The organism is Halobacteriovorax sp. RT-2-6, from assembly GCF_047085025.1.
In the GTDB taxonomy this organism is placed as follows: Bacteria; Bdellovibrionota; Bacteriovoracia; order Bacteriovoracales; family Bacteriovoracaceae; genus Halobacteriovorax_A.
This window is the reverse complement of record NZ_JBKIYH010000002.1, coordinates 295198-309392: the sequence shown is the minus strand read 5'-3', so window position 1 is coordinate 309392 and position 14195 is coordinate 295198. Positions and strand designations below refer to the sequence as shown.

Below are 14195 nucleotides of genomic sequence, written 5' to 3'. Positions count from 1 at the left end.
TCGCTAAAATGAAGTCAATTCTTATAGGGTTGTTACTTGTTCTAGGTATGAGCTCTTACGCTCAATTGAGAATTGTAACAACGACGACAAATTTAGCAGATATTGCAAAAAAAATTGGTGGAGAGAGTGTGAGTGTACACTCTCTTGCTAAAGGTACTCAAGATCCTCACTTCCTAGAAGCAAAACCTAGCTATACTTTTAAAGTTGCTAAGGCCGATCTGTTAATTAGTATCGGTGCGGGCCTTGAAGTCGGTTGGCTCCCGCTTGTTGTTAGAGGAAGTCGCAATCCAAAAGTTCGTATCGGACAAGAAGGAAGACTTGAAGCATACGCTCTTGTGAAACTAACAGATGAGGTTAAGGGGAAGCTAACGCGTGCTCATGGTGATGTTCATCCGGAAGGAAATCCTCACTTTATGCTTTCACCGAGTAAGGCCCTTGAAGTTGCGAAGGGAGTTCGTGATCGATTCATTAAGTTAGATGAAAGTAATAGGCAGGCTTACGAAAATAATTACATAGCATATGAAAAACGCACTAAAGAATTGATAAAAGATCTTAGCGCCAAGATTAAGAAAGGAACTAAGATTATAACGTTTCACCGTACGCTAACTTATTTTTTAGATGAATTTGGGATTCAAGTTCAAAATGTTCTTGAACCTAAGCCAGGAATTCCTCCAACTGCTTCACACATTATCAGTGTTATTGAACAGATGAAAAAAGAAGGAATTCGTCATATCTTAGTTGAAAATTACTTCGATGATAGTGTCGCTAAAAGAATTAGTAAGAGTATCAAAAATGTAAAAATCAATAATGTCGCAGTTGCTGTTGACGGTAGCTCACAAGTGAAAGATATTTTCTCTCTTTATGAGAGCCTCGCTCTAGCACTGGAGGATTAATGGAAGTTATTTCTTTTTTAGCTGCACCATTTGTCATGTGTTTAATTCTTGTAGGGATACACTGCTATCTAGGATTACATGTCTTAAGAAGAGGAGTTATCTTCGTTGATCTCTCCTTAGCACAAGTGGCAAGCCTAGGCTCAACAGTAGCTTTACTCCTTCATCTCGATCACCATAGTGGCCTTAATTACTTTGTTTCTTTAGGTTTCACTTTTGTAGCCGCAGCTTACTTTGCTTGGGCCAAGAAGTTTGAAAAGTATATCTCGCAAGAAGTGTTAATCGCTCTTGTTTATGCTTTCGCTTCTTCCGCTGTTATTCTCGTTGTTAACATGATGGCCCATGGTGCAGAACATATTAAAGAAATACTCATTGGTAAGATCCTCTGGGTAACTTGGGCAGATGTTATAAAGACAGGTGCTATTTATAGTATTGTTGCTACAATTCACTATATTTTTAGAAAACAAATTCTTAGGTCAACTTTAGATAAAGATAATAGTTCTGCATTTTGGGATTTTATTTTCTTTTCGTTGTTTGGTGTTGTAATTACCTCATCTGTTGGAATAGCTGGTATTCTACTTGTTTTCTCATTTCTTGTTGTCCCTGCATTGATCAGTACATTACTCTCTCAACGTATTCGATCACAGTTGTTTATCGGTTGGGGGATTGGCTTAATTTTGAGCTTACTTGGAATGGCCCTCAGTTACTTCTTTGATCTTCCTGCTGGAGCAATTATCGTGGTGGTCTTTACTATTGTTCCAATAGTGTTCCTACCATTTTTGATAAAATTTAAAATGAGTCGCACTTAATTAGTGCGACTTTTTTATTTTCTCTCATTTATTTCCATTAAAAACGACTATCACGATTGTTTATGCAATATGTCCAAGTAATCTTTTGATTTGAAAAACTTAACCTATTTTAAATTCTCAAATCTCAATGTTTTGGCGATAACTTTTCTATTGTTAATTTAGTTCCCGGCAACTGATTGTCGGTCTTGGAAAAAATAGGGAAGAATATGAATACAGAGCAAACAGGTAAAGTTAAGTTTTTTAATGAAACAAAGGGTTTTGGGTTTATTAAACCAGATAGTGGGGAAGGGGACTTATTTGTTCATATCTCTGCTGTAGAAACTGGCAATAAGTTAAACAATAATGATAAAGTTACTTATATGCTTGGGGAAGGTAAACGTGGACCTTGTGCAACTCAAGTTAAAAAAGTTTAATTTTTGAAGAGGGACATTTATTGTCCCTCTACTGCCTTACATGACCAATCAAATGAATGAATATCATATTCTGGAATACGGACAAAGGCCCAAATATTTCCATCGATACCACCTACGACATGATCAAGTCTTATTCTGAAACTTCCAGTTGTGAAAGACTCAACTTTGGCATCATATTTTGGAATATAGTTAACTTTTTTACGGTATGAGAATTCCTTGTTTTGATTAGTATCTTCAACATAAACTTCAATTTCATGAAAGATTGGCCCTCTTCCGTATTGTGATTCATATATCATCGCATCAGTAACTTTTGATTGCTCATCATAATTCACACAATGATAGAGAGGTTGAGATTTTGATCCAAATTTTGCCAATGTCACACTAGAAATTAGTATTAAGAAAATTAGCTTAAGACTATTCATAACAACTCCTTTTGTTATCTTTCTATTTTACTGCAAAGCTAAATTTAAGGGAATTTAACTTAGCTTAAATTAAACACAAGCCGAAATGAGCTGATAGAAGGAGTCTGTATGGAATTTTTAGAAATGGTACTGTTAATAATTGCCGGTTTTCTAGTATGGAAGAAGCCTCAAAATCAAAGGCAAGCAGAAAAGTTTCTTTATAGTGCTACATTCTTAATGTTCTTAATTTGGTTTGTTGCAACAAAATCGATGATTCTTCCGCCTGGTAACTACTAGAGGTGTCCATGACAAATAAATCAGAACGTTTCTATAATATCGTGGCCCTGGCATCAATGGCCCTGATTATTCTACCTGTTGGAATCGCATGTCTCATTCTAGGGTTTGGTTTAGGTGATAATCCTTGTATTCTCTGCTGGCAGGAAAGAGCAATCCTTATTTTTGTTACATTAACAACTCTCTTTATTATGCGCTATGGCCTTAGACCAAAGTATCTCGGTTTATTAATTCTGTATTGTACGATTGGAATCTTCATGACCTTAAGGCATACAGGAGGTCATTTCTTAAGAGATCTTGGTCAGGGATTTTCTTTAGAAATATTTGGACTCCACACATATACGTGGGGTGTTGTTATATGCTGGTCAATTTTATTAATTCTCTCAATTATACTTATATTCTTTGGTAATAATTTAGTTGATAATGAAGACGGAGAAGTTCGCTATCTTAGTAAGTTTCAATCATTGGCATTTATCTCTTATTTCATTATTTTATTTTTTAATTCGGTACAAGCATTTACCCAAGTTGGTCCTCCACCATTTATTGGACATAGTGATCCCGTGAGATTTTCTTGGGTTCCTAAAAACTGGAATTGGTCGACTAAGAATTGGAGTGGCCTATTAAAACCATTTAGCTTAAGGGGAAACTACTCAATTGATAAACCTTACTTTAAGCATGATGAAAGACGAAAGATTGCAATGTTTCAAAGTGGTGATGAATTAATGAAGGTTAAGGAGGTTAGTCTTCCTAGTGAGATTAGGGGTGGGATTAGAGATATCGATTATAATAGTGAGTCAAAGCTTTTTGCCATCGTTACAGATCAATATTTTATTTATATCTTAGATGATAATTTAAAAAGTATTCTCTACTACGTACGAATAGATCCTCTTTATAGTATCGATATAAAAACTCTTGTTGGTATAAGCTTCATTGGCCCACGTCGTCTTATGGTTACAGGATATAATAAGTCATATGTCGTCATCCGTATTGATGAGGGAGCGAAAATTGTTGACCACTATGCAGGTTTTTTAGAGGGAACAAATGGAATTTCTGAGAAATATCGAGGACGTCTTTCAAGTGTTCGCTCGAAATACTCTTATATTCGCTGTTTAGCATATGATAAGAAAACTCAAGAACTCGTTATTGTTTCAATACCCAATGAAAAGAATAATAAAGTTATTGCAACTAGATTTTCTAGTGCAGATTTTCTTTTGAATAGTGAAAAAGAAATCTTCATTGATGATAATGATCTAGGCCCAGTTATCTCAAGCCTTAAGGTTATTGACTCAATTTTATATGGCCTAGATCCAAATAGTAGTGAAATACTTATTCTCGATAATGAGCTAGATGCATTCTCTGGCTCTATAAAATTACCTAAAGGTAATTATCATGGCCTTGCTGTTTTTGAGGGCAAACAATTTGTTCTCATTGAGCAAAAGCGTGCAACATTTTATACAAAGTAAGCTTTATTCTAGCGCTGCTAAAATATCATCATTCTTTGTACGATCTTTATATTCTTTGTGTATATCTTGATAAGTGATTTTACCATTTCTTATGACAAAAACTGCAGGGTGAGCAACCATGTGATGTGTCTGCCCTGAGTCTCCTTCAATATCAATCTTATAAGACTGCTTATATTTTTGAACAAGTTTGTCGTCGAGTTTGTTAACAATATTAAAGGCCAAGAGAAGACTAGCTTTAGGATCTGAGACAATGTCAAAAGTGTATTGATATTTCTTTTTCATTTTATGAGCAATCATCTTCTTATCCACACTAATGGCCACTAGCTTAGAGCTTTTATCAAGTTTTGGCATAACTTCTGTTTGAATACTTTGAAGTTGTTTCATGCAATATGGACACCAAGAACCGCGATAAAAAACAAGTACCGTTTTCTTGTCGCTATCATCTAGAATTATTTCCGTACCTTCAATATTTTTAATCTCTATATTAGGGGACTTGGTTCCGACACCTAGGCCAAGTTCTTGGGAAAAAGTAAGAATTGAAAATAAGCTGATTAATAAAACTTTCATAATTGACCCCTTTTGATTCTTTAGCATGGACTATATGTGTTAATTCTTATAATGTGACTTGGTGAAGCAGTCATTTTATCAACTTACATTCAATGAGTTACAGCAGTTACTAGAGCAAAATGGGCTCAATGTATCGGCCGCTAATCTACTTTATAATTGGTATTATAAAAGAAAAAATCATTACAGCAATTCAATCACTGATATTGCTAAGAGTACGTTGTCTTTTATTGATGCTAATTTTAACTTTATTTTACCTCGTCCTGTAAAAGTTCAGCAGGCAGACGATAAAACGGTAAAATTTCTTTTTGAATTATCAGATGGTTCTAAAGTAGAAAGTGTTTTAATTCCTTTTAATAAGAAGTATTCAATTTGCCTCTCTTCTCAAGTTGGTTGTGCCATGAAGTGTTCTTTTTGTTTCACTGGTACGCAAGGGCTAAAAAGAAATCTTTCAGCTAGTGAGATTATTGGTCAATTTCTAGCTGCCTGGCATTGGCTAAGAGATCATCGCCCAGGTGAAGAGAGAATTCTTAATATCGTTTTTATGGGACAAGGCGAGCCATTACATAATTTTGATGAAGTAAAGAAGGCCTGTGATATTTTTACTTCTCAATATGGAACTTCGATTGGCCATCAAAAGATAACGATCTCGACAAGTGGCTATATCCCAGGACTAAAAAGATGGAAAGATGAGATACCTGGAGTTAATTTAGCACTTTCCCTACATTCACCATTTGATGAAATACGTGACGAGCTAATTCCAATTAATAGAAAGTATCCTCTTAAAGAAGTACTTGATTACATTGATGGTATACCTCTTCGTTATAAGCAATTTGTTACATATGAGTATTTGATAATTAAAGATTTAAACGATGGAAATGAAGATGCGAAGGCCTTAGGTGAGCTTCTTAGAGATCGACGTGCTTTAATAAATCTCATTCCTTTCAATGAATTCCCTGGCACAAAATATAAGAGGCCAGAGCTTCAAAGTGTTCAGGATTTCAAATTAATCCTGGAAGAATTCAAAATCCCGACGATGGTTCGTACCACTAAAGGTGATGATGTCCTTGCGGCCTGTGGCCAGCTAAATACTAAATGATCTAAAGTTAGAACAAGCTGATCTGGTAAATGATCTTTTAATCGATCCATTTGTTCGTTATTCTATACCCGTTAATAATCAAACAAAGGTTTAGTAATGGGACGTTTAGTCGATGGAAAATGGGTCAAGTCTTCGGTCATCACAAGTGACGAAAGTGGGGCATATGATCGCGTACCACGCTCGTTTAGAGACACAATAAGTAGCAATCACTCAAAGTATCAACCTGAAAGTGGGCGCTATCACTTATATGTTAGCTATGCTTGTCCTTGGGCCCATCGTACTCTTATCTATCGCAAGTTAAAATCACTTGAGTCTCATATTAGTGTAAGTGTCGTTTCTCCTGATATGTTAGAGATGGGATGGACTTTTGATAAGTCAATCGCTGGTGCAACAGGGGATGATCTATACGGCTTAAACTATCTTCAAGAAATTTACTTAAAAGCGGATCCTAAGGTAAGCACAACTGTGACAGTACCAATTCTATGGGACAAGAAAACACAAACGATTGTTAATAATGAGTCATCAGAAATTATTAGAATTTTTAATTCTGAGTTTAATGAACTTACTGGTAATCATGAAGATTTTTATCCTGAAGATTTAGCAGATAAAATTGATGAGTTAAATGAATTTATATATAGCAATATCAACAATGGTGTCTACCGTAGTGGCTTTGCAAAAACTCAAGAAGCTTATGAATCAGCTGTGACGAAGTTATTTACATCTCTTGATCGAGTCGAAGAAATACTTGAAGGCCAAAAATACTTACTAGGTGACAGGTTAACAGAAGCTGACCTTAGGTTAGTGCCAACTCTTTTGCGCTTTGATTGTGTTTACGTAACTCATTTCAAGTGCAACCTAAAGAGAATCAAAGATTATAAGAATCTTTCTCGCTATGTGAGAGACCTTTATTCAATCGAAGGTATTAAAGAGACTACTAATATTGAACATATCAAAAGACACTACTTCTATAGCCACGATGATTTAAATCCATATCGTATTGTCGCTTTAGGGCCAAGTGAAATTTTTTAAGGATAAGTAAATGAAACAAAAAGCTATTAAATATATTTTAAATCCTCCGCAAAAACATTGGGTAGGAAATGGATTTCATGTTCACACAATGTTCCACCCAGGTTTTGATATTTACTATTACACAACTCCATTTTTAATGATGGACTTTGCTGCTCCTAAAAAGTTTTCACCAACGCAAACAAAAAGAGGAGTGGGTGAGCACCCGCACCGCGGTTTTGAAACTGTAACTTTTGCCTTTGAAGGTGAAATTGAACATCGCGACTCTGCTGGTGGCGGCGGTATCATTGGCAGTGGAGATGTCCAGTGGATGACTGCTGCAAGTGGTGTTGTACATGAAGAATTTCATTCACAAAAATTTGCAAGGGAAGGTGGATTATTTGAGATGGTTCAAATGTGGGTAAATCTTCCTAAGAAAGATAAGATGACAGCTCCACGCTATCAGGGGGTAAAGGGGGAGAAGTTCCCTGTAATCAATCCTAGTGAAGGTGTTGAGTTAAAATTAGTTTCAGGAAAATATGCGGATAAAGTAGGGCCTTGTCAGACCTTTACACCAATAAATCTTATTCAAACGAAAATGCAAAAAGATTCTAACTTCCTACTTTCATTAGATGATAAAACAAACTTACTTGTTCTTATTCGAAAAGGAAGTGTTGCAATAAATGGTAATCAAGTTAACGAACACCAATTAGTGATCTTTGAAAGAGATGGCCAAGAGGTTGAGTTATCAAGTAATGTAGGCGCAGAGCTATTGATCTTAAATGGTGAGCCTATTGATGAGCCTGTCTTTTCACATGGCCCTTTTGTCATGAATACAAGAGAAGAGATCATTCAAGCTTTTGAAGATTATCAATCAGGAAAAATGGGACATTTAAGCTAGTGGATTTATCAGTAGAAGAAGTTGGAAAAAAAATTGGTCGTCGTGAATTTATAACTCTGATGGCAGCACTTATGTCATTTGCAGCATTATCAATTGATGCGATGTTGCCGGCGCTTAATCTTATTGGTCAGAGTTTAGGAGTTCAAAACCCTAATGATAACCAGATGATTATTTCCTTCATTTTCTTGGGCATGGGTGTTGGTCAACTCTTTTTTGGTCCAATCTCTGATGCCATTGGAAGAAAGCCTGCAATGTATATTGGTATAGCGATCTTCTTTGTTGGTGGACTTATTTCTTTAAATGCTCATACTTTTACAATGATGTTAGTCGGACGCTTTACTCAGGGCTTAGGAGCGGCATCAGCTAAAATTATTTCAACAGCAATGGTTAGAGATCGCTTTAGCGGAAAGCTAATGGCCAAGACGATGTCGTTAATTATGATTATCTTTGTTCTTGTTCCGGCCCTTGCTCCAACTATTGGACAAGTTATTTTAAGTTTTGGTGGATGGCGTGATATCTTCCTTATTATGCTTGTTCTTGCAGTTCTGTGTCTAGCTTGGTTTACTGTGAGACAAGAAGAAACTTTACACGAAGAGTATCGACGCCCTCTTTCTTATAAGAAGATTAAAGATGCTGCCATTGAAACTTTAAGCCATCCTATAACAATTAGTTATACTCTTGCTTCTGGTCTAGTTTTTGGTGCTTTTATTGGTTATCTAAATACTTCTCAGCAGATTCTACAAATTAAATATGGACTAGGTGAGGACTTCCCATTGGCCTTTGGTGTACTGGCTTCATTTATCGGTCTTTCTTCATTTTTAAATTCTAGACTTGTGGAAGAGTTTGGAATGAAAAAATTATGTCGCCTAGCTCTAACGACAATTTCTTTTATCGCAATTACGTTTAATATTATTTTATTCTTTACTGGAGGACTTCCTCCATTTTTCCTTTTTTATGGCTTTTTACTATTAAGCCTTTTCAGCTTTGGTCTTCTTTTTGGAAATTTCATTGCTTTAGCATTGGAGCCAATGGGACATATTGCGGGAACTGCAAATTCGGTTGTTAGCTCCGTGCAGATTATTATTTCTGCGACAATAGGTGGGGTAATTGGTCAGATGTATAGCGGTGATGTAACGCCAATTGCATTAGGGTTTTTAATCTGCAGTACTCTTTCTTTATTTATCGTTCTAAAAGTAAAATAAATAGACGAATTAGCTGTTTTTTGTTTTCATTAATAGATGTTAAAAGCATTTATTCTTTGTATATTCATTAGCTTCAGCACAAGTGCTTTCGTTGCACCATCCGAGCATATTAGAAAATCTAAGTGGGATATTTCTCCTATTCAAATTCGCTTTATGTCGGCCTTCTTTGCTTTAGAGCTCATTACTTACTCAATCATCTCTCCGTCTTTTGTAAAAACAGAATTTGAGGGAGGAGACTTTGATTATAATGAAGATGATCTATCTGTCCCAAAGTGGTTGTATGAGTTAGGTAATCATGGACCTGAGTTATTAACGGTTGGTATGTATGGTTACTACTTACTTGGTAGCGATGAGTATGCTCTAGAGAAAGCATTTGTTTTTACGGAGTCGTTGCTTATTTCTCAAGGAATAACTTTTGGTATCAAGTATACGGCCAATAAAGAAAGACCTGATAGTTCAAACTATCTTTCTTTTCCTAGTGGCCATACCACTCATGCTTTTGCTGTTGGAATGTGGATGAGTAGGGATATCTTTAATAGTGAAAGATTTTATCGAAATTATCTGGTTGCTTCACTTCCTCTTGTCTATGCTTCATATATTGGTTGGAGTCGTATTGATGCAAAGAAACACAGTTTTAAAGATGTCTCTATGGGGGCATTCATTGGCGGGCTTACAAGTTATTTAATGTATGACTTCCACTTTGATAATCGTGGCAAATATCGCTTTAATGAAAAGAGTAAGATTGTCGTAGCGCCAGCAATTGATATAATCAATGAACGCTATGCTCTAAGCTTTGGGATGATGTTATGAGATATTTCTTAATCTTTTTCCTGACAATTTCTACATTCGCTGAAAATAGATTGGATTACCTTTATCGTTTTCCTCAAAAGGGAGAGAGTGTTTTAACTTATTCACTCTATTGGTCTATTGACGAGATGGAGTTTGATAATCGTAGTGCAGGAGTTGAAGAGTTTTTTGAAGTTGACCGCTCTGTTCTTGTTGCCGGACTTGAGTATCGTTATGCTTTTTCAGATAACTTCTTGGCTGCTTTTAGTACTCATGCTGAAATTGCTGATTTTGAAACGCATCTTGAAAATGAGTTGGATGAAGAAACTCCTGAGCAGAGCCCTTTTGGAATTTATGATCCTGCCATAGAGCTTAGATATCGCTTTATCGACTTAAATGAGGTTTTCTTCGACTTGAGTACTAAAGTCGTATGGGGAGCAACAAACTCCGGGAAAACACCACTTAGTAAAACTGTAAGCCCCTTTGATGGACAAGATTATTATCAAGTAAGTGCCATTGCAGGAATTGATTTTAATACTTTCTATCTACTTAGTTATGTCGGGGCCATTTTTTACAATGGTGGATTAAATCAATTTGAATTTGGAAATGAGAGCTTAAAGGCCGAAGATAGTTATCAAGTTGCAATAGGATTTCAAGCACAAATTGATCTTTCAAAGCACTTGAAAGCAAGTCTTGGAATTTCATTTTTATCTGCTGATACTTTTTCGCTTTCAGGTCAGACTCAAAACGTTAATGTTGAGAAATCAACTCAACAAAACTATTTTCTTAAGTTTGATTATCTAAAATATGAGAATAGAATTGGAATATTAACTTTTAAAGTTAATCAGAGAATCGATCGCTATGATCTTCAAGTTGATAATAGTGACCTTTACGTTGCTGATAATTCTTATTTAGATTTTATCTTTCAAGTTGAGAAGTGGTTTTAAATGAAGTTATTTATTATCTTCCTATTTATATTGAGCTGTTCTGAATTTGTTGTCAGAAGGAAACCTAATACTTGTTTAACAAGTAAGGAGTATCCAGAAATTTACCAAGTTATGCGACAATGGGGATGGGATGTTTGGCTGAAGCAAGTCGATATTGAAAATGCTCCGACATTTCGTTATACAAATGATTCTAAATGGAAGGAAGTTGAGTGTCCAAAATAGTTGTTAAGTTTCTCTCATTATTACTTATTCTCTCCCTTGCTAGTTGTAGTTATCGTGAAGTTATTTTAAAAAAGGCTCCTGATTTCTTAAGCGAGAAGATTGATGACTATCTTTCTTTAGATGATGAACAAGAAAAAGAATTAAGAGTTAAAGTGACTAATGCCTTCTTTGAACATCATAAAGAAGTTCTCGAGTTAAAGGCAATTATTAAAGACTATGAAATTCAAAATGACTCATTAAAAGCAGCTATTGTGAAAGGTTATCCTCCGTATTCTCTTATCATGAAGAAAGTAAATATAATATCTGTGGAAGTGTTGTCAGGACTTAGTTTTGAACAAAGACAGAAGCTTGTAAAAAAGAGAGTCGAAGACCGTAAGGACTATGAGGAGAGTTATGAGCAAAGGGGTGTGAAACGCCTTGAGAATGTATTTGGAAAGCTCTCAGAAAATCAAATTAAACTCGTCAATGAATTTGCTATTGAATATCAAAAAGATCGTGTTGAGAACCGAAGCTGGCATAATGAATTTATTTCGGCGCTTAATTTACAAGATCAAAAAGCATATCAGGATTACCTTAAAAAGAATTTTCAAGATATTGTTCCATTAAAAGAAGTTTTAAAACAAAATAAGTCTTTCTTTAAGTTCTTTGATAAATTTTCAAAAACACTAAGCCAGGACCAAATTGCACTTTTTAATAAAAAGAGAAAAGATTTATTAAATTGGATTGAGCTTTACTTAAAAATCTACCAGGCCCCTATAATTCGTAGCGCATCCTAGCAATTAGTGAATTATTTCCAAAATTGAGCTCTCCACCAACCTCTGCATCAAAGACATCGGAGCTTTCTGACATATCAACTTTTAACTTGAAAGCTTCAAAACCAAGTCCAATAGAGAATGATTTATAGAATTGATAGTCAACAAAGAGGCTTGTTGCAATTACACTTCCGGTATAATCTCCGATTTGTATGTAGAAGATATTAAATTCATTTGAAAGGGTCCATTTAGGGGTAATCTTAACTTCTGATTTGAGCTGAAGAGTAGGTAGTGGTGCTATAAAGTCACTTTCAGTCTTGGTTGTGCCTGTTTCACCAATGCCAAATTCAAGGGGCATAATATAGAAACCTATTCCGGTAGAAATATTAATGCGATCATCTAGGAAAAAGGCGTAAGAATAGGCGAGTCGAACGATGTCAAAATTTAAGATTGTTTCTACTGAAGTTCCTGCGCTAATGACTACTTCGTTATTATTCTTATCGAAGTATTTTATATCTTGATCAAGAATTCTTCTTCCACTCCTATGCTGACTATACCAGCCTGTCGTTAATGAGTGCCTCTTGTTCTGACTAAATCGCCATTCATAATTTAAGCGTATCGAAGATTGGGTGTCATCAAGTCCTAGTGTGTCTTCGGTACTCAATATGAGTGCACCTAAGGATTTCTTTCCAACCTGTATTGTCGTGTCATGATATGTGTATCCTAGACCTAGAGAGAAACGATGAGTACTCCACTCTGCGTATGATAAAAATGGGGCCAGTAGTAGAATGAGTATTAAGGGCTTAGTCATGAAAACTCCTAAACCCTATCTTCTCAGGATAGGAGTTTAGGAGAAAGTTAATTTTAATCTATTCTGTATAGTAGTTCGTTAATTTGTTTTTGATCCTCTTCTTTAGTCGGAGCATTTGCTAGAATTGACTTGGCCTCTTCTAATTGCTGTGCGGTCGCATTTGGATCTTTTAATGTCTTACGAGCATTCTCTTCTTTTTCAAGTCTAAGAAGTCTCTCTTCTTTGAAATCGATAATTTTCTTTCCTTCTGATAGAACTTCATCATAAGAGATCCCACCAGTCGGTCTTTGTGAAGGTGTTTGTGGTAAGAAAATATAATCTGTTCTTTTAAGCTTTAGTCTTTTACTTTGATAAACCATTGCCTTAGCAAACGATTCAAATGCTTTTCTTGGTACATAATGCTCAGTATCTCTCTTTAAGATATAACGTAGCTGAGATAGAGTTGATGCATTTGTTCCATCTTTTGGTGCTTTCGAGCTCATTGGTAAATATGTTTGGTAATCAAGGATATTACTAATTGCAAATTCATGTGCTCCCTTAATCCCAATTGTTCTCATTGTATCATTTGATGTTGTTGTACAATTATAGAAAGGAGTAATTTCAAGTCCTACTTCTGTACGCACTCGGTGTAGTTGCTCTTCAAATATATCTCTAACCTTAAGCATATCTTCTTTTGAGCGTGCGTATCCAATAAGAGTATAAGTTGGCCTATAGTTAACTTGACCTTGAATTAAGTGGCCATAGTAACTTACTAGATCAGTATTACTTGCTAGAACTTCTTTTTCACCTTTAAAGTAAAAGTTAAATGTTTCACCTTTTATCGATAGGTCATTTTGAACTTCTCCCATACCAATAGCAAAATGTCCTGCTGCCGCACCTGGTTCATCTCCTTGGCGTCCGCTTAGAGTTACGATAAAGACATGATCACCTGGAGTTGCTTCGTAATTATCACGATATCTGATTGTGCCTCTAAAAGGCACCTTAGATTGTGAGTTCTTATTCTTTGGCATCTCATTCAAAATATACTTTAGAGGATTCTTATTAAATTTTTCACTTGCTGGATATGGGTTCTCTCCAACAGTAAAAAGATCCGCTGGAATAATTGCATTGATAATGAAGGTATCATCTTGCATATGTCCTTGAGTGTGAACTTTCTTATTTTCAAAGTAGTGGCGTGAGATATAATCAAACTCACTTCCGTAAATCTTTTTTGAACGTCCAAACTCAACACGTTGATCATCGATATAATAGTTGCCATCTTTTGCTCTTGTAAGAACACCGATACGATCTTCAAGATCAGCGACAACTCTTGGCATTTTATCAATTACTAACTTGTCTCCTGAAATTTCACCGTCAAATTCAAAGACATAATCTGGAGAGTTCTTAAGAACTTTATCCATATACCTGTCATAGCGCTTATCGAGCTCTAGTGAGAGGTCTTGGTTTTGGCCGTCTACTTTTACAATTGCTCTGGCCTTGCCATCTTTATCATAAATCTTCCCACGTAGATTTTGCGCATACGTGTTTGTATTTAAGAATAGAATGGTAAGAAGTCCCAAGCAGTAGACGTTTTTCATTTCTCTCTCCTAATTTAGTTAGTCTTTATATTTAATGCAATGATAGTGCCAATTAGGTT

General features: G+C 35.6%; 17 protein-coding genes. 13 read left to right on the top strand and 4 right to left on the bottom strand.

Annotation, left to right across the window (positions count from 1 at the left end; all coding sequences use genetic code 11):
* The first annotated feature begins 8 nt into the window (after nt 1–8).
* From ACMAYS_RS10025 to ACMAYS_RS10015, 3 genes are all read left to right on the top strand, one after another.
* Nucleotides 9–893: a metal ABC transporter substrate-binding protein gene (locus ACMAYS_RS10025; protein WP_103218126.1), complete on the top strand. Its 885-nt coding sequence runs from the start codon at nt 9–11 to the stop codon at nt 891–893.
* The gene (locus tag ACMAYS_RS10020; protein ID WP_103218125.1) at nt 893–1699 is read left to right on the top strand and encodes a metal ABC transporter permease; all 807 of its coding nucleotides are present in this window, start codon (nt 893–895) and stop codon (nt 1697–1699) included. Before ACMAYS_RS10025 ends, ACMAYS_RS10020 begins: the two co-directional genes overlap by 1 nt.
* Nucleotides 1700–1905: 206 nt before the next feature.
* Nucleotides 1906–2112 (top strand): cold-shock protein, encoded by a 207-nt coding sequence (locus ACMAYS_RS10015; protein ID WP_103218124.1) that lies wholly within the window; start codon nt 1906–1908, stop codon nt 2110–2112.
* Nucleotides 2113–2129: 17 nt separating this feature from the next.
* Here ACMAYS_RS10015 and ACMAYS_RS10010 read toward each other — a convergent pair whose 3' ends face one another.
* Nucleotides 2130–2534, bottom strand: coding sequence for a hypothetical protein (locus ACMAYS_RS10010; protein ID WP_103218123.1), 405 nt, complete (start codon nt 2532–2534; stop codon nt 2130–2132).
* Between the two features lie 108 nt (nt 2535–2642).
* On the opposite strand from ACMAYS_RS10010, the gene ACMAYS_RS10005 reads away from it, so the two are divergent.
* On the top strand, nt 2643–2810 hold the full coding sequence (locus ACMAYS_RS10005) for a hypothetical protein (RefSeq protein ID WP_158246878.1): 168 nt from the start codon (nt 2643–2645) through the stop codon (nt 2808–2810).
* An 8-nt stretch (nt 2811–2818) separates the two neighbouring features.
* Nucleotides 2819–4270, top strand: coding sequence for a disulfide bond formation protein B (locus tag ACMAYS_RS10000; RefSeq protein ID WP_412463196.1), 1452 nt, complete (start codon nt 2819–2821; stop codon nt 4268–4270).
* A gap of 3 nt (nt 4271–4273) precedes the next feature.
* Here the strand turns inward: ACMAYS_RS10000 and ACMAYS_RS09995 are convergent, their stop codons facing one another.
* Nucleotides 4274–4837 carry a redoxin domain-containing protein gene (locus tag ACMAYS_RS09995; protein WP_158246877.1) on the bottom strand — a complete coding sequence of 188 codons (564 nt, stop codon included), beginning with the start codon at nt 4835–4837 and terminating at the stop codon, nt 4274–4276.
* Between the two features lie 61 nt (nt 4838–4898).
* Here ACMAYS_RS09995 and rlmN point away from each other — a divergent pair, with 61 nt between their 5' ends.
* The 8 genes from rlmN to ACMAYS_RS09955 all read left to right on the top strand — a co-directional run bounded on the left by rlmN (nt 4899) and on the right by ACMAYS_RS09955 (nt 11772).
* On the top strand, nt 4899–5933 hold the full coding sequence (gene rlmN, locus ACMAYS_RS09990; RefSeq protein WP_392992574.1) for a 23S rRNA (adenine(2503)-C(2))-methyltransferase RlmN: 1035 nt from the start codon (nt 4899–4901) through the stop codon (nt 5931–5933).
* A 96-nt stretch (nt 5934–6029) separates the two neighbouring features.
* Nucleotides 6030–6962, top strand: a complete 933-nt coding sequence (locus ACMAYS_RS09985) for a glutathione S-transferase family protein (RefSeq protein WP_392992572.1) — start codon at nt 6030–6032, stop codon at nt 6960–6962.
* A 10-nt stretch (nt 6963–6972) separates the two neighbouring features.
* On the top strand, nt 6973–7839 hold the full coding sequence (locus ACMAYS_RS09980; RefSeq protein WP_103218118.1) for a pirin family protein: 867 nt from the start codon (nt 6973–6975) through the stop codon (nt 7837–7839).
* Entirely contained in the window at nt 7839–9041 is a 1203-nt protein-coding gene (locus tag ACMAYS_RS09975; RefSeq protein ID WP_199177545.1) for a multidrug effflux MFS transporter, read from the top strand. The genes ACMAYS_RS09980 and ACMAYS_RS09975 overlap by 1 nt, the downstream gene beginning before the upstream one ends.
* Nucleotides 9042–9077: 36 nt before the next feature.
* Nucleotides 9078–9851, top strand: coding sequence for a phosphatase PAP2 family protein (locus ACMAYS_RS09970; protein WP_412463195.1), 774 nt, complete (start codon nt 9078–9080; stop codon nt 9849–9851).
* Nucleotides 9848–10774 (top strand): hypothetical protein, encoded by a 927-nt coding sequence (locus ACMAYS_RS09965; protein ID WP_392992569.1) that lies wholly within the window; start codon nt 9848–9850, stop codon nt 10772–10774. Before ACMAYS_RS09970 ends, ACMAYS_RS09965 begins: the two co-directional genes overlap by 4 nt.
* On the top strand, nt 10775–10996 hold the full coding sequence (locus ACMAYS_RS09960) for a hypothetical protein (RefSeq protein WP_103218115.1): 222 nt from the start codon (nt 10775–10777) through the stop codon (nt 10994–10996).
* Nucleotides 10984–11772, top strand: coding sequence for a hypothetical protein (locus ACMAYS_RS09955; RefSeq protein ID WP_412463194.1), 789 nt, complete (start codon nt 10984–10986; stop codon nt 11770–11772). The genes ACMAYS_RS09960 and ACMAYS_RS09955 overlap by 13 nt, the downstream gene beginning before the upstream one ends.
* On the opposite strand, the gene ACMAYS_RS09950 is transcribed toward ACMAYS_RS09955, so the two are convergent.
* On the bottom strand, nt 11750–12559 hold the full coding sequence (locus ACMAYS_RS09950; protein WP_392992565.1) for a hypothetical protein: 810 nt from the start codon (nt 12557–12559) through the stop codon (nt 11750–11752). The genes ACMAYS_RS09955 and ACMAYS_RS09950 overlap by 23 nt on opposite strands.
* A gap of 53 nt (nt 12560–12612) precedes the next feature.
* Nucleotides 12613–14136 carry a hypothetical protein gene (locus tag ACMAYS_RS09945; protein WP_392992564.1) on the bottom strand — a complete coding sequence of 508 codons (1524 nt, stop codon included), beginning with the start codon at nt 14134–14136 and terminating at the stop codon, nt 12613–12615.
* Nucleotides 14137–14195: the final 59 nt, after the last annotated feature.

Excerpts from the sequence above, each read along its gene's own strand:
- ACMAYS_RS10025 (WP_103218126.1), top strand. The coding sequence starts at position 9 with ATGAAGTCAATTCTTATAGGGTTGTTACTTGTTCTAGGTATGAGCTCT.
- ACMAYS_RS10020 (WP_103218125.1), top strand. The coding sequence starts at position 893 with ATGGAAGTTATTTCTTTTTTAGCTGCACCATTTGTCATGTGTTTAATT.
- ACMAYS_RS10015 (WP_103218124.1), top strand. The coding sequence starts at position 1,906 with ATGAATACAGAGCAAACAGGTAAAGTTAAGTTTTTTAATGAAACAAAG.
- ACMAYS_RS10010 (WP_103218123.1), bottom strand. The coding sequence starts at position 2,534 with ATGAATAGTCTTAAGCTAATTTTCTTAATACTAATTTCTAGTGTGACA.
- ACMAYS_RS10005 (WP_158246878.1), top strand. The coding sequence starts at position 2,643 with ATGGAATTTTTAGAAATGGTACTGTTAATAATTGCCGGTTTTCTAGTA.
- ACMAYS_RS10000 (WP_412463196.1), top strand. The coding sequence starts at position 2,819 with ATGACAAATAAATCAGAACGTTTCTATAATATCGTGGCCCTGGCATCA.
- ACMAYS_RS09995 (WP_158246877.1), bottom strand. The coding sequence starts at position 4,837 with ATGAAAGTTTTATTAATCAGCTTATTTTCAATTCTTACTTTTTCCCAA.
- ACMAYS_RS09985 (WP_392992572.1), top strand. The coding sequence starts at position 6,030 with ATGGGACGTTTAGTCGATGGAAAATGGGTCAAGTCTTCGGTCATCACA.
- ACMAYS_RS09980 (WP_103218118.1), top strand. The coding sequence starts at position 6,973 with ATGAAACAAAAAGCTATTAAATATATTTTAAATCCTCCGCAAAAACAT.
- ACMAYS_RS09970 (WP_412463195.1), top strand. The coding sequence starts at position 9,078 with ATGTTAAAAGCATTTATTCTTTGTATATTCATTAGCTTCAGCACAAGT.
- ACMAYS_RS09965 (WP_392992569.1), top strand. The coding sequence starts at position 9,848 with ATGAGATATTTCTTAATCTTTTTCCTGACAATTTCTACATTCGCTGAA.
- ACMAYS_RS09960 (WP_103218115.1), top strand. The coding sequence starts at position 10,775 with ATGAAGTTATTTATTATCTTCCTATTTATATTGAGCTGTTCTGAATTT.
- ACMAYS_RS09950 (WP_392992565.1), bottom strand. The coding sequence starts at position 12,559 with ATGACTAAGCCCTTAATACTCATTCTACTACTGGCCCCATTTTTATCA.
- ACMAYS_RS09945 (WP_392992564.1), bottom strand. The coding sequence starts at position 14,136 with ATGAAAAACGTCTACTGCTTGGGACTTCTTACCATTCTATTCTTAAAT.